General features: G+C 42.2%; 17 protein-coding genes and 1 pseudogene. 4 read left to right on the top strand and 14 right to left on the bottom strand.

All coding sequences use genetic code 11. The features are described from left to right. Positions 1–334 precede the first annotated feature (334 nt). From ACRRS1_RS01120 to ACRRS1_RS01110, 3 genes are all read right to left on the bottom strand, one after another. Positions 335–634 carry a hypothetical protein gene (locus ACRRS1_RS01120; protein ID WP_432464198.1) on the bottom strand — a complete coding sequence of 100 codons (300 nt, stop codon included), beginning with the start codon at positions 632–634 and terminating at the stop codon, positions 335–337. Then, complete coding sequence (locus tag ACRRS1_RS01115; protein ID WP_439033342.1) at positions 622–1,521, bottom strand: RHS repeat-associated core domain-containing protein; 900 nt, start codon at positions 1,519–1,521, stop codon at positions 622–624. Before ACRRS1_RS01115 ends, ACRRS1_RS01120 begins: the two co-directional genes overlap by 13 nt. 452 nt (positions 1,522–1,973) lie before the next feature. Beyond that, positions 1,974–2,531 carry a zf-TFIIB domain-containing protein gene (locus tag ACRRS1_RS01110; protein WP_432464197.1) on the bottom strand — a complete coding sequence of 186 codons (558 nt, stop codon included), beginning with the start codon at positions 2,529–2,531 and terminating at the stop codon, positions 1,974–1,976. A 381-nt stretch (positions 2,532–2,912) separates the two neighbouring features. Here ACRRS1_RS01110 and ACRRS1_RS01105 point away from each other — a divergent pair, with 381 nt between their 5' ends. Then, entirely contained in the window at positions 2,913–4,121 is a 1,209-nt protein-coding gene (locus ACRRS1_RS01105) for an IS256 family transposase (RefSeq protein ID WP_432467449.1), read from the top strand. Then, positions 4,093–4,356 carry a sigma factor-like helix-turn-helix DNA-binding protein gene (locus ACRRS1_RS01100; RefSeq protein WP_439036001.1) on the top strand — a complete coding sequence of 88 codons (264 nt, stop codon included), beginning with the start codon at positions 4,093–4,095 and terminating at the stop codon, positions 4,354–4,356. The genes ACRRS1_RS01105 and ACRRS1_RS01100 overlap by 29 nt, the downstream gene beginning before the upstream one ends. Before the next feature lie 78 nt (positions 4,357–4,434). Here the strand turns inward: ACRRS1_RS01100 and ACRRS1_RS01095 are convergent, their stop codons facing one another. Together ACRRS1_RS01095 and ACRRS1_RS01090 are read right to left on the bottom strand one after the other, a co-directional pair. After that, a complete protein-coding gene (locus tag ACRRS1_RS01095; protein ID WP_432468566.1) occupies positions 4,435–7,482 on the bottom strand; it encodes an STAND family AAA ATPase in 3,048 nt (1,015 codons plus the stop codon). Positions 7,483–8,091: 609 nt separating this feature from the next. Beyond that, complete coding sequence (locus ACRRS1_RS01090) at positions 8,092–9,081, bottom strand: transposase (RefSeq protein WP_432468567.1); 990 nt, start codon at positions 9,079–9,081, stop codon at positions 8,092–8,094. Positions 9,082–9,588: 507 nt separating this feature from the next. Here ACRRS1_RS01090 and ACRRS1_RS01085 point away from each other — a divergent pair. Next, positions 9,589–9,990, top strand: a complete 402-nt coding sequence (locus ACRRS1_RS01085) for a DUF2061 domain-containing protein (RefSeq protein ID WP_432468568.1) — start codon at positions 9,589–9,591, stop codon at positions 9,988–9,990. A gap of 255 nt (positions 9,991–10,245) precedes the next feature. Here the strand turns inward: ACRRS1_RS01085 and ACRRS1_RS01080 are convergent, their stop codons facing one another. From ACRRS1_RS01080 to ACRRS1_RS01040, 9 genes are all read right to left on the bottom strand, one after another. Next, positions 10,246–11,190, bottom strand: coding sequence for a sugar-binding transcriptional regulator (locus ACRRS1_RS01080; protein WP_432455042.1), 945 nt, complete (start codon positions 11,188–11,190; stop codon positions 10,246–10,248). A gap of 168 nt (positions 11,191–11,358) precedes the next feature. Continuing rightward, entirely contained in the window at positions 11,359–12,777 is a 1,419-nt protein-coding gene (locus ACRRS1_RS01075) for an L-fucose/L-arabinose isomerase family protein (RefSeq protein ID WP_432468569.1), read from the bottom strand. A 1-nt stretch (position 12,778) separates the two neighbouring features. Further along, positions 12,779–14,272 (bottom strand): FGGY family carbohydrate kinase, encoded by a 1,494-nt coding sequence (locus ACRRS1_RS01070; RefSeq protein WP_432455044.1) that lies wholly within the window; start codon positions 14,270–14,272, stop codon positions 12,779–12,781. A gap of 1 nt (position 14,273) precedes the next feature. Next, positions 14,274–15,218 carry a transketolase family protein gene (locus ACRRS1_RS01065; protein ID WP_432455045.1) on the bottom strand — a complete coding sequence of 315 codons (945 nt, stop codon included), beginning with the start codon at positions 15,216–15,218 and terminating at the stop codon, positions 14,274–14,276. Then, the gene (locus tag ACRRS1_RS01060; protein ID WP_432455046.1) at positions 15,211–16,041 is read right to left on the bottom strand and encodes a transketolase; all 831 of its coding nucleotides are present in this window, start codon (positions 16,039–16,041) and stop codon (positions 15,211–15,213) included. The genes ACRRS1_RS01065 and ACRRS1_RS01060 overlap by 8 nt, the downstream gene beginning before the upstream one ends. A 111-nt stretch (positions 16,042–16,152) precedes the next feature. Next, complete coding sequence (locus ACRRS1_RS01055) at positions 16,153–17,229, bottom strand: ABC transporter permease (RefSeq protein ID WP_432455047.1); 1,077 nt, start codon at positions 17,227–17,229, stop codon at positions 16,153–16,155. 2 nt (positions 17,230–17,231) lie between these two features. Continuing rightward, positions 17,232–18,749: a sugar ABC transporter ATP-binding protein gene (locus ACRRS1_RS01050; protein ID WP_432455048.1), complete on the bottom strand. Its 1,518-nt coding sequence runs from the start codon at positions 18,747–18,749 to the stop codon at positions 17,232–17,234. A gap of 5 nt (positions 18,750–18,754) precedes the next feature. Beyond that, positions 18,755–19,339: a DUF2291 family protein gene (locus ACRRS1_RS01045; RefSeq protein WP_432455049.1), complete on the bottom strand. Its 585-nt coding sequence runs from the start codon at positions 19,337–19,339 to the stop codon at positions 18,755–18,757. 79 nt (positions 19,340–19,418) lie between these two features. Then, a complete protein-coding gene (locus tag ACRRS1_RS01040) occupies positions 19,419–20,354 on the bottom strand; it encodes a D-ribose ABC transporter substrate-binding protein (protein WP_432455050.1) in 936 nt (311 codons plus the stop codon). A 382-nt stretch (positions 20,355–20,736) separates the two neighbouring features. Here ACRRS1_RS01040 and ribB point away from each other — a divergent pair. Continuing rightward, positions 20,737–21,839, top strand: a pseudogene (gene ribB, locus ACRRS1_RS01035) (3,4-dihydroxy-2-butanone-4-phosphate synthase). Positions 21,840–21,897: the final 58 nt, after the last annotated feature.

Raw genomic sequence — 21,897 nt, 5'->3', positions numbered from 1 at the left:
AAATCATAGAAAATAGATTGTCTTCGTTTTGAAAAATAATTAGCTCGACCGGAAACGCTAATTCAATCTCATCGAAAGAGCTAGCCACAATAGGGTGTTATCTTTTGGCTTAGTTTTGTAACTCACTTTTGGACAACAATGAGTTACGATGAGCGTGTGAAGCTAAACATTCAGGTAACTTAGTCTATGCCACACACGCCAATTAACTACAAAGTTGTGTCCAGCTTTAGTACTAGGGATCACTTGTTCACGGGGACATCCTTGTACACAAAATAGAGCCTTACCTAAGAAAGAGGCTAAAGCATTTAAAATGACTCTGACTCCATTAATTTTTTCATATTGCACATGGACTCGCTTTATTAAACAAATAGATGCACGCAGCGATCATGAATACGCAAACAATCATCGGCACTCGCCATTTTTTAGCTTCTGGAGCTAAGTAACGGTCGGTAAAGAAAACTTCCAGTCCCCCTAATGAGTCTCGAAGCCAGGTTTTTTTATCTACATCCTCACTCCCTTTATGTAAAAAAAAGCTAGATATAATCAAACCAAAAAAGCTGATTATAAACGCACCTATTACAATCTTTTCAACTATTGGATTGCATAGCAGTCCACTCAATTCTAACTCCCCCATTCGTACCTCCCCATTTCAGGACTAACTCCCACTTCCATAGAAGTTGATTTTGACTGCCCCGTAAGTGCCTTAGATACTTTAGATAAGCCATAACCTGCAACGAGACTAACACCTACCAGCTTATCATTTTGAAAATGAGCTTTCACTCCTACTCCTAACGCCAGTGTTGCTTCAGTGTCAGGGTCAGCGTCTGCATACATGACATCAAGACTTACGGCTTTTACAGCAGATATACCGAAGGCATAATCTGGGCCAAAAGCTAGATACCCTTCTGTCGTATCGGGGTTTTGCATTAAACTAAGTGTATATCCACCTGGATACAATGGTTCTTTTGCTACAATAGAATTCACTGTAGCTGCCCCCACAATCATTGGATTAGTGTAGTTAAAAGTAAGTCCAATCTTTACACCTCGCCGCTCTCCTCGGTTCCCACAGGGGCGGCCAGAGCATGAAGACCGATTCAACTTTCTATCAATTTCGAATCCCGTTATGTCGTGCTTGGTAAACTCTCCAAGCTCATTCACTACAGTCATAGTACCAGCATCAAATGTGGTTACATTATTAGTGTAAGTACCATCCGGTTGGGTATTGACTACGGGACCAAATTTGTCTTTGTAAGTATCCGAATAGTAAGGGTCTCCCTTCCAACCATCATTACCCGAAGCATGAGGCCCATCAGGGTCACCATTATGCCCAGTGTCATTCCAAGTGTCCCAATACCCATTTGGGTCGATAACATTTAACGGATTATTCATCGCATATACGTATCGATTGAATGAGGTTGGTTGCGTTGGGTGAGGAATGTAAAAATCAGCCTGCAAGAAACGCCCGCTGGCTTGATCGTAGATCCGTCCATTCATATGAATAATGCCGACCTCATTAAGCATTTCATGGCCAGTAAAGCCATAACGCGTCGGCTCTAGTATCGCTAAGCTTACCGCACTTTCATTTTACAGAAAATAAACTAGACACCCATTCCTTTCACACTCTCGATAGCCAAGATTACGCTTTTAAATCCCATCATCTTCGCCGAGTAGCGCAAATGAACAAGGGAGCAAAGTTGAAGTCTGTTTGAGCGTAGCGAGTTACTTCAACGCCCTTGAGAATGCGCAACGCAGTAATAAACTAGACACCCATTCTAAAAACAAAACCAACAATAACACCTTTTCGCAAAGTTATTCAAGACAGCCATCTTAAGGCTTCAATAGTTATTCAAGACAGCCATCTTGGATGCAACACCCCATTCAGGGACTTTTTATTGTTGGCTAAGATAACGAACGCAGTGAGAGAAGCCCACTGTAAAAATCCCAGCACTGCAATGGCTTGTTATGTTGTTTTACTACTTCTCTGCGGAATAAGGGTCTTCTGCCAAAAGGTAAGCTCTTAAATCTGATTTATGTTCTTGTGACATTAACCAAGCACGCATTTCTTTCAATTTAGAGTAAGTTTCAACACCAAATTTAGATTCATAAATGTCTGCAAGATTTTGCTTTGCGCTATCTTGACGAATATTACGCTGCCAACTTTGTGTTACTACTGAATTTAAACAACCAGCTAATCCCTCGCTTTTTAATAATTCCCATTCACCTTTATCTAACCATAATCCACCAACAACAGAGCTATAATCGACTTTATGTTCATTTTGAGAAGATATTCTAAATTTTCTCATTATTGTCCCAGATGACGGACACAACATAGCTTTTTTGTTATCCATTACTTCAGATTCTTCAATCGAAATATCTTCAGAAAATTTGTAGTCTTGATTTCTTTCTTTCCATGAAACGTAGTCTTCGATTAAAATCCAGTTTCCACCGCAATTTGAGCACGTATGTGCACGAAATTGGCCGTCAATAAAACTCGGAAATAACGCTCCATTTTTACAACTTGTACAATTCATAATTTCCCTCGTGAAAACTGAATAAACGAATAAACTAGACACCCATTCTAAAAACAAAACCAACAATAACACCTTTTCGCAAAGTTATTCAAGACAGCCATCTTAAGGCTTCAATTGAACCGCCAACATCATGCGATGAGTATCAACTCCTCATACACAGAAAGCGACCTGAATGTAAAAGTTGTAGCATTAATAGACGTTTTTATGGCGAGATAGCGCAATAAGCAAGCTCGTCTGGGTTCGCAAAATATAAGGTTTGAGAGTATAGAAGCACTTGGGACTATAGAGGCAATTTTGAGGCAGTCACCCGAACAAGAGAGCCTGTAAATTAAATTGTGTAATTGCTTATAATTAGGCCTGAACAGGCTAAGGATAAGCAACATGGATAAGAAAGCTCTCGAAGCATTTGCTCGTGAAGCCGCTAAGTCAATCAAGACCCCTTCAGATCTAGATGACTTTCGTAAAATGTTAACCAAGGTGACTGTTGAGACAGCGTTAAATGCTGAGCTTGATGACCACCTCGGTTATCAGAAACACGCTGAAAAGCCCGATAAGAATAGTCGTAATGGTTATTCATCCAAGACCTTGATCACCGACGATGGTGAGATTGAACTGGATGTACCTCGAGACCGAGATGCCTCGTTTGAACCGAAGCTTGTTCGTAAGCATCAAACTCGATTTCAATCGATGGATGACAAGATATTAAGCCTTTACGCCAAAGGCATGACAACTCGTGAAATCGTCGCTACGTTCAAAGAAATGTACGATGCTGATGTCTCTGCAAGCCTCATATCTAAAGTTACCGACTCAGTTCTAGAGCAGGTTGTTGAATGGCAATCACGGCCACTGGATGTAGTCTATCCCATCGTCTACCTTGATTGCATCGTGGTGAAAATCCGCCAAAACAAACAGGTCGTCAATAAGGCGATTTACTTGGCTCTGGGCGTAAATATCGAAGGTCAGAAAGAACTTTTGGGGATGTGGATATCTGAAACGGAAGGTGCGAAGTTCTGGCTCAGCGTTCTCACTGAACTCCAGACTCGAGGTATCAACGACATTCTTATCGCTTGTGTTGATGGCTTGAAGGGCTTTCCAGATGCTATTAACGCCGTATTCCCAAAAACCCAAATACAGCTCTGTATCGTCCACATGGTGCGCAATTCAATGAAGTATGTCCCTTGGAAAGACTACAAGGCTGTAACGGCAGATCTCAAAGGTATTTACCAGTCGAATACCGAGGAAGAAGCGCTTCTGGCCCTCGAACAATTTGGTGACCAGTGGGATGATAAATACCCACAGATAAGCCGCTCTTGGACAGCGCATTGGGATAATTTAAATACATTGTTCAGCTACCCTCAGGACATTCGTAAAGCCATTTACACGACGAATGCGATAGAGTCCTTGAACAGTGTGATACGCAAAGCGACAAAGAAGCGTAAGCTATTCCCCACGGATGAATCAGCGAGGAAAGTTGTCTATCTTGCAATTATGGATGCATCGAAACGCTGGTCGATGCCAATAAGAAACTGGCGACAGGCTCTCAATCGCTTTATGATTATGTTTGAAGACCGACTTACTGATTACTTGTAACCCAAAGCAGTTACACAGAATTATTTACAGGGTCGAACAAGAGGTTGCAGATGAGCAGTTGTCTCTGGCTATATTGGATAAACTGAGCGAGAAAGAGCGGCAAGTTCTTGAGCTAATATTGGAACGTAACTCTCAGAAAGAGGTTGCGCAAGCCCTTGGAGTTGGTGTCCGAACAGTTTTCAACCGTGTCAGGTCAATAGAAAACAAAGCTAACAAGTTTCGATCTAATAGTTAAATTATATTGTACAATGGATCGAACATAATTTATGTCGTTATAGCCCGTCACAAAATTTATTATAACGGGCTAATTTCATTATGAAGTTTTTGATAATAACTTTTGTTGTTGATAACTTTGCATTGGTATGTAGTTTATTTTAACCGCAGAACAAACTGCTTTCCTATTGCGTTCATTATCTTCAAACATATACAAGTATTCAGCTATCAAATCCCTTAAAATATGACCTGATACGGTATTAATTTGGAAATCTTTGCTCATTTTCTTTATTTTTTCAATAGATCCAAGATTGCCTAAATTTAACTGTACTGAAAGCTCTATCAGCCTTATAGCGTTAGATTTATCTTTATTACTATAAGCCTTTTCAATTAGTGGAATAAGATCTCTACTTCCAATAGCAGAAGATACTTTTTTTATTATAGAGAATGATACAAATCTAACCATGTTGAATACGAGCTGTCTAGCGATTAAGTCAATATCTCCCTTTGACTTTTCGGGAACTTCAAACTCTTCTTGGATCTTTTTCTTAAGCATATCTATGAGTGTTTCATGATCATCACGCATTATTCTTAAGAATGCCTCTAGCGCCCGTAATGGAGATTCTATCGCTTCAGTTACGAGATTAATTTTTGGCCCTGTTTTTAGAGACTCATGATAGTTTCTGGTTAGTTGCCCAATTAAGTCAACTGACTTAAAAGCTAGATTAAAATCATGTAATAAGCTGTTTAACGGCGACTTTGATCTACTATAGGTTTCATCTTGACTATTCTTATCAAGCTCTTCTTCATGATTACTTTGGATATCTTCATACTCTTCTCTTTCTTTAGCAGCCTTAACTCTATTTTCTTGAACGCTACTTTCAACAAACACAAGTTCTTCCAGATTTAATTCATCAACTATATTATTAATAAAAAGAACATCTTCATCTAGTTGAGATGTACTGCAATCTGAGAGTATGGTTTTAGAATGATTAACTATACCATCAAGTATACGGCTGTCTTTTGAGTGATGAGTTAGAAACATTAATGTATTAATATTCTTTCTTTTATCTAAACCTGATATTAGATTTGAAACAATATCCTGAATACCATGCTCAGATAAATTGTCAGATAAGTATTTTGATAGGAAATAGTAGTAAACGTAGGGATATCTGAAGGAGTAATAACCATTATTGTCTTTGATTATCTTTGCAGCAACTAGCTGATCAAGTCTACTACCACAATCAATTTTAAGTGTATACTCATCATTGATTCTAGAGTTAAAGTCCCACAAGTCATCTTTTGATAACTCTTGATGCTCTGATTTATAAAAAAAGTACGACATCTCGGTGATATAGGTAAATATGCCGTCAAGCTTATCTTTCTTTACACCTGCAAGACCTAAACTACATGTTATTAAATAATGATAATAATGGCCATAAGAGCTTGTGTTTAATTCAGCTGATATGCTTGTATCCATGGATTGTAACATTGTTAAAAGATAAAATGGAGTTGAAGGTATATAATTCTTACCTATTACTCGACTAATTTCTTTATTTGCATGATCAGTTTTAATTATTAACTCTTGAGCTGATTCTCGACATTCATTTTTTAAGTTGTTCCATTTTGTTATCAGATCCCAACGAGAAGCATGGCCTAACTTCAATATTTCCAGCTTTACAAAGGAATCACTTAATATATCGTCGCCTTTTATTTTGTCATGATTTAAAGTGTATGAATCAGAAACAGTTAATATTATCTTTGTAAAATATTTTCTTAATGTATCTATTAAGTTTCTTAATGATTTTTCATCCCCTTTTATTAAGTTGAAATTGTCAATAAATATCAATCTATCTTGACTAGTTGCTAATAGTCTATCTAAGCTAAACTCTTCATATTGCTTTTTTATACATTCCTCAATCTTATTATCTTTAAACTTATTAGCTTTGTTTATTTCTGACCCATCTAAAAATACTGAAAACTTACCATCACTTAATGTATCAAGGCATAGCTTCTTTAAAAGGGATGTTTTACCTGTGCTTTCTTCTCCGGATAGAGCAATATTATTATCAGGATATTGGGAAAGAATATTCTGAGAACTTTCTCTTTTAACAGTAGTAGAGTTCGAATCAAGGTTTTTAACATTCTGATATATAAAAATATCATGGATGTTAAGTTCATCTTTTTCTGGGTGAGAGAAGCCTGTACCAACATCAACTAACATTTCATAGTAACTATCTTTTACTTTGAATCCGTTAAAATACAAAGAACTAGAATCTACTATATCGCTTCTTCTCTTACTCTCTAAACTAGTGAATCGATCATCTTCCCAAATATGTTTTTCTATTAAAATATCTTCATTTTCTATAGAAAAGCTAATAAATCCATTATCTTCTACATTAGTATCATGGAATGAACAAGTTTCAACAATCAGTGTCTTATTATTATCAGTTTCAACTTTAAAACTATTTTCAATATGTTCATGACCAGATATAATGATATTTCTATTGCTATTTAGGAAGTTTCTAACCTCCTTATGGTTATTTGGTTCTAACCAGCTTAGCGGATGATGAAAGAACACAACCTTGATTTCCTCATTGCCAGAAGGTTCGATTAGCTGGTCAATGGGGACAGTTAGGTCTCCACCTTTTTCATGAATTTTGGAGCACCATGCTGTATTTATTGTTTGTATAGATACGTTATTGCTAATTTTAAATTCTTTGGATAGAAGAGTTGAGCTAGAAGCCTCAACATTACAAATATTAGATTCAAAATCAAAATAGTCTTGTTGGCCAGCTGTTACAATTTGATAGACAGATTCATCAAAAGTAACACCATTTGAACTTATCAATACATCACGAGCTCCGCCTGTATATTTGGAAAAGTCATGGTCATGGTTACCAGGGGTTAGTATTATTTTTAATTCATCTGAAAGAGATTGGAAAGACGATCGTATTAGATCATACTCTTCACAGGATCCACTAAAGGCAATATCACCCGCAACTAGTATCGCTACAGAACTATATTCACCACGTATAGATTTTCTTTTTATCCATTCTTTAAGTTCAGTAAGTCGTCTATTAACTTCATCACAGTTATTCTCTTTTGCATGTATATCGCTAATAACGACAAATAGCTCATTATTCATTCTTCTAATCCTATTTTCCTACATTGAAAGGCCTGCTTTATTGATCTATTAGAATAAACTAGACACCCATTCCTTTCACACTCTCGATAGCCAAGATTACGCTTTTAAATCCCATCATCTTCGCCGAGTAGCGCAAATGAACAAGGGAGCAAAGTTGAAGTCTATTTGAGCGTAGCGAGTTACTTCAACGCCCTTGAGAATGCGCAACGCAGGGTTTAAGAAGATGCAGGGCGAGCTTTCTTTTTGCTTCATTTTTCTTTGCTCGCCAAAGAAAAATGACGTCGCCGTAGGCGAAAGCTTTTACCCCGTTGCTAACACAGAAAGAATAAACTAAACACCCATTCTAAAAACAAAACCAACAATAACACCTTTTCGCAAAGTTATTCAAAGCAAAGTTATTCAAGACAGCCATCTTAAGGCTTCAATTGAACCGCCAACATCATGCGATGAGTATCAACTCCTCATACACAGAAAGCGACCTGAATGTAAAAGTTGTAGCATTAATAGACGTTTTTATGGCGAGATAGCGCAATAAGCAAGCTCGTGGACGCAGTGTTTCTAAGTTTGCTAAAGACCTACTCGGTCGACAAAAAATCAGACCATAGTTTATTAGCCAACATCCAGCCAGCGCTTAGCAGCTGCCATGCCTTTAATTCGTTGTTGATTGTGCTCACGCTTATAGCGATCTAGTGAATGCCCAGCCCCAACCACACTGGCAAAGTGATGCTCTAAACCAGTGCTCAAGGCTAACCAGCTTTCTTCATCGATTTGTAAGCGCTGTAAAATGGGCGCTTGTGCATCATCGATATAACCGCGTTTATCTTCTCTGATAACGCGGCCGGTGAGCTCCACCAGTTGCAGGTAGTCTCGTAGCTCAAAGGGTAAACCTTTGGGCATGGTTTCTCTGGGGTTACCGACAAAGGGCATTAGCGGCTTGGGTTGCTGACCTTGTTTGGCTTGCTGAATGCGCTGTTTGATACTGGTGTGGTCTGAGGTTTCAGGCGTGCTCGCCATATTTGAGCGAACCGGGTTTAAATCCACATAGGCCATACAAGCTGCTAGGGCTGCTTCATCTAAAAGCGCTTGAGATTTAAAACGCCCCTCCCAAAACCGCCCAGTGCATTGGTCTTCTTTATTGGCAGCTCGAGCAATATGTTCATTTAAATGGCGCATAAACCAGCTTAAATCAAAGAGCCGAGTCCGATACACTTCGGCGGTGGCGTGAATGGCCTGTAGTTGCACCTCACTTAACTTTGGACGTAACTCAGAATTGAGATACATCTGAGTCAGTAAGGTGCCTTGGTGCAAAATATGCCAGCGCTCTAAGACTTCATCCATGGACCAGGCTTCGGCTTTGGCCTTATCAATGTGCAATACCACATGGGTATGATTACTCATAACTGCATAAGCACAGACATCAATGGCAAACACCGCAGTAAGTTGCAGCAAATAATCTTCCACCCACTGGCGGCGGTGCTCATAGCTTTTACCTGTGTGTTGGTCTTTACCGCACAAAAAAGCCCGCCGAACACAGCGGGAAACACAGTGATAATAAGGTGTATCCGATAAGCTCACTTGCGACTGTCTTGACCGAGGCATGGCAATAACTCCAAAAAATCAACTATTGATAGTTTAGATTATTACTGGCATTTGGCTATTTGGGGTGGATGTCTAGATATCTTTTTAGGGATGGATGTCTAGATATCTTTTTATGTGAACCGAGTTGAGTAACAACAGCAGGCTATCACCTTATTCTCTATTACTGATAACCAAGAGCTTAAAACCCGCCCAATTGAAGACAACCATCCAGAGCCACCGTATGAATGTCTGATTTTCACTCATTGAGTTCAATCCAGCACTCAGAACTACCTCCAGCATCGATGTGTTCATCATGCAGTACTTCTACTCGAACGATGACACATGTCTTCAGCATTTGGCGGCACCAGATTTAGCTTGAGTTTTGCCTACCTCACTTGACAAACAATCAATTATTTAATTTCGATAGCCCAAAACTATCGTACTCATCGAAACTATCCATTTTAAGTAATGCGAATAATTCTCAATAATATCCACATCGACATAGAGAAAATTCTTAGGGGCAACACGATGATCAAGACAATAACTTTTGCAGCAATTCACTTTACCATTGCAACCTTGGTCGCTTTTACTTTAACCGGTGACTTCTTGCTCGGCAGCTTAATTGCCATGATTGAACCTTCAATTAATACCTGCGCTTTTTATGCTCACGAAAAAGCTTGGCAGAACATCTCATTTCTAAAACGTCATGAATCGATGACACAAGTGAAAACGATAAGCTTTGCGATGATTCACTTCAGTGTGGCATTTATGGTTACCTATGCATTAACCGGCGATTCTTTCATTGGTGGTCTGATGGCGACGATTGAACCAACAATTAACTCGGTGGCTTACTTCTTCCACGAAAAAGTATGGCTACGCAGAACTCAGCAGACTGATTTTGCTAAGGGAAGTATGCACTACGCATCATAAAGATGCTGGCATCCTCATTTTTCATCAAAGCCTTGATGACTGCTTATTGATGCAACAGGCAACATTAGCAGTCGATTTAAGTATTGCTGGTGTTTTAGCATGTTAGTCAGCATTCAGCTGGCTTGAAGCGATATCATTCTGCGTATTTTATAAGCCAAAGATAATTTATGTGCTAAGTAGAAACAGCGTGTTTATATTTTTCAATAACTCACAAACTCTGGGTGTGAAACCAGCAAAGCTGCCAGCCTAAAAGGATTAAATCAATTTCTTTGCGGTATGAACATCTACAAATAAAATATCTAAATAACCACCAGTAAGTGCGCCTTTAATCGCCGCCAATTTATCTAAACCACCAGCTAAGGCAACCACCCGAGGACAGTCTCTAAGTAACTTAAGATCCATACCTATCACCGGATCTTCATCTTCGGCTAACACGGCGTTCCCGTCAGCATCAAAATAATGCAAGCAAATATCACCAACCGCACCGCGTTTAGAGAGCTCTTCCAACATGTCAGGGTTATAGTAGTTACCAGAAGACTTTAATAAATGAGATGGCTCCAGCATGCCAATCCCAACCAAGGCATAATCCACTTGATTAAAGAGGCTGACCACTGAGCTGACTTCTTCGGTATTGAGTAGCATTTTTTTATAATTAACTGTTCTTTCGATACTCTGAGACGGCAATAAATGAGGCTGACAATTGAGTAGTTCGGCTAATGAATGAGTAAGCATAGAAGCCTGAGCGTTGCCATTTACTCCAACCCCTCCCAATAGTTGAACAACACCATTTGCTTTCACATTAAGTGGATGTAACTGTTCAACCATTTCTCGAATGGTGCCACTCCAAGCGGAAACGCCTACTAAGGAGCTAGCTGGTAAAGAGGTTTGCATATAGTGCGCGGCAGCTGAGCCGATTGCCCGTTTAATCATATACTCATCGGCATTTTCTGCCACATCCACCACAATCGCCTGCATCAAAGAATATTTATTTTGCAATTCAGCTTCTAGATTTAGGTACACGTTGGCAGGTTGAACCACACTAATTTTAACGATGCCTTCTTTGGTACAACGTGAAAGCGCCCGAGAAACAAATGATTGAGAAAGGTCGAGCTTCTTCGCGATCTCAGACTGTTTTTTACCTTCGTTGTAATAAAGTGTGGCAATCTTGACTAATAATCGCTGTTCGTCTCTCTTCAACATAATCATCCTTACAACAAATATACGGGATATACTTGCCCGCAATTATATTCAATTTTGCATATAAATTCACGAAAAGCTTATGTTTAAAAAAGACCAACTTGCGAGGCAAGTTGGTCAAGGCCCTCAACAAGCTTTCAAAAACTTATCTTGGATGGAAATCTCAAACCACTAACTATGTTGGTAGCATTCAACCCCCAAGTACTTGGTGAATGCTTCATAAAGCACATCCCCAGTTGACGAGTGATTCATTGCAACATGGTGCTCAAAACCATTATTACAAATATGCGAGAGTAGGGTTTCCAGCTCTTTAACCTGAACCACCGCGCGGCAGCCAACAGTATCTAAGTCATCATCAACGAATTTTCCTTCGCCAACGTAAGATTTTACTTTCCCGGTAAAGTCATCGGTAGAAAGGCGGAAATAAGTAAGCGGACCTGGTTTCATCCGGCCATTTATCGCGCCACAAGTATTCCCACAACCCACCGTGGTGCCAATAATATCGGCGGTGCTCATAAAAGGATTGTCTAATTCTGAGGTCGCGAAGTTACCACAGTGGAATAACACACACTTATCGCGATCTTCACCAAAGTTATTGTTCCAATCAGCTATCGATGCTGGTTTTTGCGAAGCCATGGACAGCGCGTACATCGACAACGCTCCCATCACGTCAACTTCACAGGCACTTGGGATCAGCTGGCCAGACATCACGCTCATAATCGAACAAACATTTACCCCCAGTGTTTTCTGCAACGAGGTCCAACACTGAATGGCGGTGGTATGAATGTCGTTTTCGGCAATCCACTGGCTAATCACCACAAACAATTTAGCCATTGTTAGCAACTTGTCTTCGGCGATCTCTTGGGTATCTGCATTCGACTTCAATAAGCTCAGCTTCTCGGCAATCCGCAAATCGTTATCTTGCACATTGTCTACGCTTGCGAAAATTTCCGACAAATCAATCGTTTCAACGGTAACGCCCAAACGCTCAAGAATTTTTTCACTATAACGAACAGTATTAAAGCTGGCAGGTCTGGCACCAATCGCCCCCACACGGCAACCTTTCATTTTGCTAACAACCCGGCAAACATTTTCAAATTGAGTTAAATCTTGTAGAAATACATCGCTTTTCAACTCACATACGTGCTGAGTTGTCAGTGAAAAAGGAATGCCATATTGGCGAAGATTATTGCACAGTGAAATCTTTCCACAGAAACTGTCACGACGGGTGGCTAAGCCCATCTTATCTAGCGAATCGGATTCCGCTTGAATTAGTACCGGAACATTCACACCCGATATACGGATGGCATCGGCAATTGCTTTTTCATCACCAAAGTTTGGCAAGCAAACTAAGATCCCTTGAATGTCATCTTTATGCTGTTTGAGCATTTCGGCGGCAATTTTTGCATGTTGATAGGTCTCCACCCCTCCATAGGGTGTTTCGGTATCTGACAACATAATGGTTTTAATACCTAAGCTTTCACACACCGTTTGAGTATCTTTGCGGGCATCATCCAGCAGGTAACTTGGGAAGAAATTACGGTTACCAAATAAAACCGCTAAGGTAGTTTGTTGTTGGGTATCTTTCATTCTAGACCTCTCCGTCATTAGCTTGAAAACGAGTTCGCTGAACCGCTCGCTTCCACGACTTATAATTATTGTGAATATGGATCATATTTGGATTTGGAGTGATGACTTCACTCGCTGGTAAAAGCTTCGATAGACTGGCGGCGTCTGGCCACCAGCCTAAAGCTTTACCCGCAAGAAAAGCCGCGCCAAGAGCTGAAACTTCAACAACATCGCGTTTCACAATCCGTTTTTGTAGTAAATCTGCTTGAAATTGCATCAATTGACGATTTTGGGTAGGTCCACCGTCAACCGAAAGCTCATATAGTGAGATTTCGGCAGAAGCTTCCATCGCAAACAATAAATCAGCCACTTGGTATGCGACCGATTCGAAAGCTGCTCTGGCAATATGTGCGGGTGTGACGGCATCGGTTAAGCCAGTAATTAAACCTCGCGCCTTCACGTCCCAATGCGGCGCTCCCAAACCCGCCAACGCGGGCACAAAAAAGACACCATTTGCATCCTCGACCGACCAGGCAAGCTGGCTGAGCGTGTCGATATCCAAGATCCCCAATATTTTAGAGATGAACTTAATCGCCGAGCCGGTATGGGTAATATTTCCTTCCATCGCCAAACTGGGTTTACCATCATCCCAAGCCACCGTAGTCGACACGCCAAAATCGTGTTTAGGTGCTTGTTCGATGCGCACCATCAACGAACTACCAGTACCATAAGTCGCCTTCACAACTCCGGGATTAAACCCACCCTGACCATACAGAGCCGCATGAGAATCACCCGCTTGCGCCAAAATAGGCACACCATCGGCAACAAAGGATAAACCTTGTGTTAGGCCACGCTCACCGCTAGAGGCAACCACTTTTGGCAAGCATTGCACAGGGATCTGGTACAAATCTAACAATAGGGGATCCCATGCAAAGCGATTAATATTGAACAATTGGTAACGCGAAGCGTTAGAAGCATCGGTAACAAATTGCTTACCGTTACTCAATTTCCAAACCAACCAACTGTCGACCGTTCCGGCACATAACTCACCCCGTAATGCCCGTTCCGTTCCGTTGTCGATATGATTTAACAACCAACGGATCTTTGATGCAGGAAAAAGCGGATCGATCACCGATCCGGTTAAGGCTTTGACTTGTTGGGCTTCCGGCTTTTGGCCGACCTGCTCACAAATTGCTTCCGAGCGACGGCACTGCCAACTCACCAACGGTGTTAAGGCCGCTCCAGTTTTACGATCCCAAACTAACACCGACTCGCGTTGATTACTGATCGCGATACCAGCGAGCAAATCAGGCTCAAGCGCCACCACGCATTGCTCGATGGCTGCAACAGTTGCCCGCCAAATTTGTTCTGGATCTTGCTCCGCCCAGCCCGGATGAGGGTGAGTCAATTCAAGACCCACACTGCCCTTCGCCAATACCTCGCCACTTTGGTTCACGGCAATCGCTTTGGCATTGGTGGTCCCCTCATCAATGGCGAGGATAAACGGCTGAGACATATTAGTTCTCCTTGAGCATCTCAAGCGCATGGCTCACGATGCCCTTGGCATCAATCCCGTGATGTGCGCGTAATGATTTACGATCGGCCGCTAAGGCATAGCCACCATCTGGGATCCCAAGCCGTTTCAAACGACTTGCCGTACCAAATTCAGCAATCACCTCCGCAACCAAAGCACCGACGCCCCCATTGACATTATGTTCTTCCACGCTAATCACATGTTTTATACCTGCCAAAAGCTTGGCTAACTGCTCAACATCGCACGGTCGGATCGAAGAGATACACAGCACTTTCGGCGAAACTCCCTGCTCACGAAGTTGCTCGGCCGCCGCGACAACTTCATGCATGGCTGAGCCCATACCCACGAATACCAGGTCAGAGCCTGTTGCTAATACATCAATCTGTCCCGGTTTAAACTGATAGTCTTGCTCAAATAACTCAGGGAGTTCTTTACCATCCATCCGGATATAAACAGGGCCTTGTTTTTCAATCGCATAATCGATAATTTGACGACACTGTAAGGGCGATGCCGGCGCAAAGATCTCAATATTGCCAAAACCCCGCATCACCGAAATATCATCGATACTATGGTGAGTACTGGCCAAGGGGCCATAACTAGCGCCCGAATTAAGACCAAATAACTTCACATTAGTATTGTTATAACAAACGTCCACCTTAACCTGTTCATTCGCACGTGAGATCAGAAATGGCGCCGCATTACAGGTTGCCGCGACCTTTCCGCCAAGCGCTAAACCGGCCGCCGTTCCCACCAAGGCTTGCTCGGCGATCCCAACATTGACGAGGCGATCAGGAAAAGCCTGAATAAACGGTGCAATCTTCGCGGTAGAGGTTGAATCGGCAACCACCGGCACAAGATCGACCCCTCGATTCACAGCTGCGATAAAACGTTCAACCATAATATTTGCAAAATGCTCTGCGTTAGCCATGATTCAACTCCTCCAACGCTAAAGTGACTTCTTCCCCTTTCGGAACTCGGTGATGCCATTCTGGACGCCCTTCAATAAACGAGATCCCCGCACCTTTAATGGTATTGGCAATCACCACATGCGGTTTTCCCTCGGGCTTCAAACTTTCCAGAGCCGAGACGACCGACGCAATGTTATTGCCTTCACATTCACTCACCTGCATTCCAAAGGCTTGCCATTTCTTATCCAAGGGATCGGTTTGCAGAATGTCTTTGGTAAAGCCCGCTAACTGCAGCTTATTTTTATCATTGATAATAATTAAGTTATCCAATCCATAATGGGCTGCCACTAAAGCCGCTTCCCAATTACTTCCTTCGGCCAATTCACCATCCCCAGTCAATACATAAATCTTTCGCTGGCTACCCGACTTTTTGGCCGCTAATGCAAGCCCAACGGCGACTGGTAAACCATGACCAAGCGCTCCAGTGTTAAGTTCCACGCCCGGCGTCTTGTGTTTCACCGGGTGGCCCGGCAATTTGGAATCAGGGTGCTGGTAGCTCGCTAACCAATCACTTGGAAAGTAACCCGCCTCAGATAAACAGCAGTAGTAGCCACCTGCAGCATGGCCTTTCGATTGAATGTAAATATCACGCTCTGGATCATCGAGCCGATCAGGAGAGCAATTTAAAATTCGAAAATATAAAGATGTGACGAGCTCGACTTGCGATAAGTCAGCACCAGTGTGTCCACCAGCGGGACTTTCCGCATTTAGCACCACAATTCGTTTGCGAATATCGGTGGCTTTCTTAGCAAGTTCATCAATTGATAAACGATAAGGATTCATAACAAACCTCCAATATATTCAATACTGAATATATATTCATGGGGAGAAAAAAAATAGCGTCAAAAGATCAAAATGTGAACAAGACGATATTTTGCTTCTCCAACAATAAACCTAGTCAACAGACTTCTGAGACGTAATCGCAGCTTTGTACTGCATCTTGCTTTGCATCTGATCAATAATAACCGCAACAATGATGACGATGCCTTTGATCACCATTTGCCAGAATTCACTCACCCCCATCATGACTAGGCCATCAGCCAAAATACCAATAACAAAGGCACCAATAAGCGTCCCTGTAATCGTCCCACGTCCCCCGGCTAAAGAAGTTCCACCGAGAACCACGGCAGCAATCGCATTCATCTCAAAGGCAGTACCAGTTGCAGGATGACTTGCAACTAATTGAGATGTCACCACAATACCTGCAATCGCCGCACACAAACCGGATATGGTGTAAACCCAAATCTTGACGTTTTTCACTTTCACTCCGGAAAGCTCAGCCGCCCGCTCATTGTCACCAATCGCATATACGTGTCGACCAAAGGGCAGTTTTTTAGCCACATATGCAATAATTGCCGCAACCACAAACATCATCCAGATGGCATACGGAATACCAAACAAATAACCCGCACCAATCTGGTCAAAGCCCGTATTACCCAGTAACGCGTTCCCCTGTAGCCCTGGAAATGTCTCTCCCCCAGACAACAACATGGCAGCTCCCCGAATCACATACATGGTGCCCAAAGTACAGATAAAGGGCGCAACGTTGTAACGCGTGATAAGAACTCCATTCAATGCACCAATCAGGCCCCCAACGACCATTACAGTTGGCACGATCACCCACACACTGGGAAATATAGCAATGCCAAACATGGGTAACACGATCCCCTTAGAAATCATGAAGCCTGCAACCATGCCACAAAACCCAAGGGTTGCACCGATCGATAGATCGATACCTGCGGTGATGATGACAAATGTAATTCCCAAGGCGAGAAAAGCATTGATCGAGATATGTTTAACCATGATGATTAAACTACCCGGAGCAAGGAATCCATCCACGGTAAATGAGAAAAATCCTAAGATAATGAATAATGCTATAAAAGTTCTTAACTTCAATAACATCAAACCGATGTTTGCTGAATTAAACTGAGATGTTGGCATCGCCATGCCCTCGATTACTTTGGCTTTCATAATTAAAATCCCTGCGCACTTGCTAGTACTAATTCTTCTTCGGTGGTCTCTCTACGCAAAACATTTGCTGATAGCTTGCCGTTAGACATCACCAATATCCTGTCCGAAACCGCCATGATTTCCTTCAGATCGGTGGTGGAAAACAACACGCCTATCCCTTGCTCGGAAAGTTTAACCATCATTTCAAACACATCTGCTTTCGCCCCAACATCAATACCTCGAGTGGGCTCATCCAGCAGCAGCACTTTCGGCTCAGTGAGCAATGAACGACCGATCACTACTTTTTGTTGATTCCCGCCACTTAAAGCCTGAATTTCCACTTTCGGTGAAGAAACTTTAATCGACAATTTATCGATCGCTTCCGCAACCGCCTTGTCTTCTTCTTGCTCAGAGATAGCGAGCCCCTTTAAACGCTTCCAAAGGCTTGAAATTGTCAAGTTACTGGCCACCGAACTAACCGGGAAAATACCCGATTGTTTGCGATCTTCCGGGACCAATCCAATGCCCATTTTGACTCGGTCGGGAGTGGTGGTAGTGGCTCGAATAATTTTTCCATTTAAAGAAAAACGGCCAGCGTAAGTCGCTTTCCCAACCAAACACTCAAACAACTCGGTTCGCCCTGCCCCCATCAAGCCATAAATACCAACAATTTCCCCTTCTCGAACATAAAAGGTCACATCGTTGACCACTTTCGCTTCAGACTCATTGATATAAGTAATGCCCTCCGCCTCGAGAACTTTGACTCCAAATTCTCTATCTTCCGGAAGAAAATCGACCACCGGATCACTGCCTAACATTTGACGCACAATCCAGGGAACACTGATATCTTCAACCGCGGCTTCGGCTTGGAATTTGCCATCTCTTAAGATCGTGATGTAAGTGCCAATTTCCATCAGCTCTTCTAAACGGTGAGAAATATAAATTATCGAAACGCCTTGCGCGGTAAGGTCACGGATCACCTCAAACAGAATGTCGACTTCTTTTTTACTCAAGGCCGAAGTCGGCTCATCGAGGATCAAGATGTCCACTTCAGTTGAGAGTGCCTTCGCTATTTCAACCAGCTGCTTTTGACCCACTTTAAGGTTGGCAACTAGGTCATTCGGATTAATATCTTGTTTCAGACGTGTCATGAGTTTTGCTGCAAGCTCACATTGACTCGCATTATCGATGGGAGAAATACCCTTCTGTTTCTCACGCCCAAGAAAAATATTCTCTGCAACCGTAAGATTTTCTGAAAGGTTCAACTCTTGATGAACCATACCAATGCCATGTTCAGCCGCACCACGAGTACTATCGAAAGCGATCGGCTGATCTGCGATAAACATTTGCCCTTCGGTTTGCTTCTGTACCCCTGCGAGTATCTTCATTAAGGTGGACTTACCAGCACCATTCTCACCGATAATCACGTTCACCGCGCCACGGTATACATTGTACGAAACACGGTCTAAGGCCTTGGTGCCAGGAAATACCATCGAGATATTTTCTGCTCTCATGATGATGTCTTTATTCATCGAATTCATGCCGACTACCTCTTCATAACTTCAAGAGGAATCACTTGTGTGACACCCATATTTTTATAAGTCACGGCCGCTAATACTTCGACCGGACTCCCGGCCCAAGAGCTATCAGGACGAGCAAAATTTTGGATTGCTTTTTTATTCAGCTCTTTTGATAAACGAGCAAACTGAACTTGGTTCTTAAAGTCGTCAAAATTAATGAAACTGGTCGCATCTCTAATGGAGTTGCCACGTACGATCGGGCCAATCTGTAACACCACATGTTGGTCACCGGTCACCACCGTCATTGTCGCGGCTTTTTTACTATCATCAACCTGGTCAACCACTCCACTAATGCGAACAAACTGGCTTTTGAGGCCGCCACTATTCCCCTGTTCAAGCGGTTTAGATTTGACCTTTGCTTCTTTTAAAATGTCCCCCCAAAATTTTTCTGCGAGCACCTCTGGTGTTAAATTTTGAAGAGATGCAGCCTCTTTTGCAGTCATCGGAATAATTGGTTTGCCATTTTGGTCCAACTTAACGACATCACATCCCAATAGCGCCACACAAAACAATGGAACTAAAGAAAACTTGCTTAAATTCATCACGCTCATGTTCTAACTATCCTTTACATACCACTGGATATTGCCGAGTAGAAAAAGGAGCTAAAGCAAGCCTTAGCTCCTATTGGATTTACTTCATTGCAAAGGTATCTAAGTTTTTCGCATTGCTTTCATCGATCAATAAACAATCCATTAATTGTTTTTCATCTAAGCCTGTGCTGCCAGTTTTAATATATTTGTCGGCCTGCACCATCGCCATTTGCGCTTGGTCCCAGGCTGGTTGTAAGACCGTTGCCTTAATATTTGCGCCCGCAATAATGGAATCTCGAACATAATCACTGCCGTCAAAACCCACCACAATCACATCGCTCCGGCCAGCCGCTTTAAGCGCAGCTTCGGCACCAAGAGCCATGGTATCGTTCCCCGAAATCACACCTTTAATATTTGGGTTGGCTTGTAAAATAGACTCCATGCGATTAAACGCTTCTGGCTGGCTCCAGTTTGCAGTTTGTTGAGCCACCATTTTCATGTCGGTGTAATCGTCGATCACATCATGGTAACCCTGAGAGCGAACATGGGCGTTGGTATCAGATTCACGACCTAAGAGTTCAACGAAATTCCCCTCTCCTCCCATCAATTCCACAAACTTCTCTGCGCCAAGCTGAGCACCTTGATAGTTGTTGGATACGATTTGAGAAACCGCAATACCTGTTTTATTAATTTCACGGTCAATCAAGAAGGCTGGAACCCCGGCTTTTTTAGCTTTTTCGAGAGCCCCGATAGTCACATCAGAACCCGCATTGTCGAGGATAATGGCCTTGGCATTTCTCGCGATTGCAGTTGAAATGAGCTGGTCTTGCTTGTTGGCATCATCATCGTGAGACGCTACCAAGGTTGTGTAGCCCAGCTCTTCTGCTTTCGCTTTTGCCCCCATCGCTTCCGCCTTAAAGAAAGGGTTATCGTGGGACGGCGTAATAATTGCTATTAAACCGTTATCAGCCATAGACAAGCTAGAGAAGGTAGTCGCTAACGCTAATGCGCTGATAGTTAGTATTTTATTTATCATTATAATCACCCCTTGAATATATATTCACGTAACGTTATTTATTCAAAATCAGCTTAGTGAATGATCTAAAATCTGTCCACATCGAGATGTACAAAACCTGAGCAGCATCACAGTCATTGAATATAAATTGCTCGTAACCGCACATCAAACGGTCCAAAAATAATACTGATAACGATCCATACGCCAGCCTGTTGGAAAGGATGAAACCAAGCCTAAATAATACTAATTAACTGATTTAAAAGGATTTATATATTGGAATAAAGTTGTATCCAGATAACGAAACATGCACAAATGAACTCATGAAAATCGCACCTGAAAGTGCTAAACTGCAACGCTAGCATATATATTCATTGGTAATTTTAAATTCAAGCGAGCACGAAATATGACTTTAAGTAGCATTGAAGACATCATTGAAGATATTCGACTCGGGAAGATGGTCATCCTGATGGACGATGAAGATAGAGAAAATGAGGGTGACATATTAGTTGCTGCCGAGAACATCACTGCAGAGATGATTAATTTCATGGTGACTGAAGGTCGCGGACTACTATGTTTAACTATTACCGAACAACGCGCCCAGCAGCTTAAACTGCCCATTATGGTAAAAAATAATACCGAACAATATGGCACCAATTTTACCATTTCCATTGAAGCCGCCACTGGAATTAGCACAGGGATCTCCGCTCAAGATAGAGCTCATACCATTAAGATGGCCAGCCGTGACGCTGCGCAGCCTTCAGACATCGTCTCTCCTGGACACGTTTTTCCTATCGTCGCCAAACCTGGTGGCGTATTAATCCGTGCGGGCCATACTGAAGCGGGATGTGATTTGGCAAAACTTGCAGGTCTTGAACCATCTTGTGCCATTATCGAAGTTCTGAATCCGGATGGCAGTATGGCCCGCCGGCCGCAGCTAGAAGAATTCGCAGCAAAACATGATATCAAGTTGGGAACCATTGCTGACTTAATCAAATTTCGATTAAAAACCGAAACAGTCGTGAAGTGTATTTTAGAGCAACATCTGAATACTCAACATGGCAGATTCAAACTCATGACCTATCAAGATACCATCGATCAACAGTTACATTACGCGCTAGTAAGCGAGCACTTTCAAAGTGACCAAGCCTGCGCCCCGCTGGTGCGAGTGCATGCGCTTAATTATCCACTCGATCTATTTAAGATCGATAGCAAGAAGTGGAATATTCAAGACGCCTTGGAGCAAATCCAAAGCAGTCTCACTGGTGGCATATTGGTACTCATTGGTCGACAACTCAGTGCCCAAGCTATTTTGAATCAGCTGAACAAGGTAGCAACAACAGTCCATATGCAAGCAGTGAAATAGGCATCGGCTCGCAAATATTGCAACATTTAGGAGTGCATAAAATGCGTTTGTTGACTTCAAGCACGGTTAAGTATGGCGCGCTCTCTGGATTTGACCTCAGCATTGAAGATACCTTTCACAAATATGAAATCAGCCAAGATTAGCCCGCAACTACCGAACAACAATATAATTTGACCACCTTTGAAGCGTTTTTTTGACAGA

The sequence above is a fragment of the Agarivorans sp. Z349TD_8 genome, assembly GCF_050870825.2.
Taxonomy (GTDB): Bacteria; Pseudomonadota; Gammaproteobacteria; order Enterobacterales; family Celerinatantimonadaceae; genus Agarivorans.
The sequence above is the reverse complement of the archived record's forward strand: the minus strand, read 5'-3'. Positions and strand labels throughout refer to the sequence as shown.

Excerpts from the sequence above, each read along its gene's own strand:
- ACRRS1_RS01085 (WP_432468568.1), top strand. The coding sequence starts at position 9,589 with ATGATCAAGACAATAACTTTTGCAGCAATTCACTTTACCATTGCAACC.
- ACRRS1_RS01070 (WP_432455044.1), bottom strand. The coding sequence starts at position 14,272 with ATGTCTCAGCCGTTTATCCTCGCCATTGATGAGGGGACCACCAATGCC.
- ACRRS1_RS01115 (WP_439033342.1), bottom strand. The coding sequence starts at position 1,521 with ATGCTTAATGAGGTCGGCATTATTCATATGAATGGACGGATCTACGAT.
- ACRRS1_RS01105 (WP_432467449.1), top strand. The coding sequence starts at position 2,913 with ATGGATAAGAAAGCTCTCGAAGCATTTGCTCGTGAAGCCGCTAAGTCA.
- ACRRS1_RS01050 (WP_432455048.1), bottom strand. The coding sequence starts at position 18,749 with ATGAATTCGATGAATAAAGACATCATCATGAGAGCAGAAAATATCTCG.
- ACRRS1_RS01095 (WP_432468566.1), bottom strand. The coding sequence starts at position 7,482 with ATGAATAATGAGCTATTTGTCGTTATTAGCGATATACATGCAAAAGAG.
- ACRRS1_RS01080 (WP_432455042.1), bottom strand. The coding sequence starts at position 11,190 with ATGTTGAAGAGAGACGAACAGCGATTATTAGTCAAGATTGCCACACTT.
- ACRRS1_RS01120 (WP_432464198.1), bottom strand. The coding sequence starts at position 634 with ATGGGGGAGTTAGAATTGAGTGGACTGCTATGCAATCCAATAGTTGAA.
- ACRRS1_RS01040 (WP_432455050.1), bottom strand. The coding sequence starts at position 20,354 with ATGATAAATAAAATACTAACTATCAGCGCATTAGCGTTAGCGACTACC.
- ACRRS1_RS01090 (WP_432468567.1), bottom strand. The coding sequence starts at position 9,081 with ATGCCTCGGTCAAGACAGTCGCAAGTGAGCTTATCGGATACACCTTAT.
- ACRRS1_RS01055 (WP_432455047.1), bottom strand. The coding sequence starts at position 17,229 with ATGAAAGCCAAAGTAATCGAGGGCATGGCGATGCCAACATCTCAGTTT.
- ACRRS1_RS01065 (WP_432455045.1), bottom strand. The coding sequence starts at position 15,218 with ATGGCTAACGCAGAGCATTTTGCAAATATTATGGTTGAACGTTTTATC.
- ACRRS1_RS01060 (WP_432455046.1), bottom strand. The coding sequence starts at position 16,041 with ATGAATCCTTATCGTTTATCAATTGATGAACTTGCTAAGAAAGCCACC.
- ACRRS1_RS01045 (WP_432455049.1), bottom strand. The coding sequence starts at position 19,339 with ATGAGCGTGATGAATTTAAGCAAGTTTTCTTTAGTTCCATTGTTTTGT.
- ACRRS1_RS01075 (WP_432468569.1), bottom strand. The coding sequence starts at position 12,777 with ATGAAAGATACCCAACAACAAACTACCTTAGCGGTTTTATTTGGTAAC.
- ACRRS1_RS01110 (WP_432464197.1), bottom strand. The coding sequence starts at position 2,531 with ATGAATTGTACAAGTTGTAAAAATGGAGCGTTATTTCCGAGTTTTATT.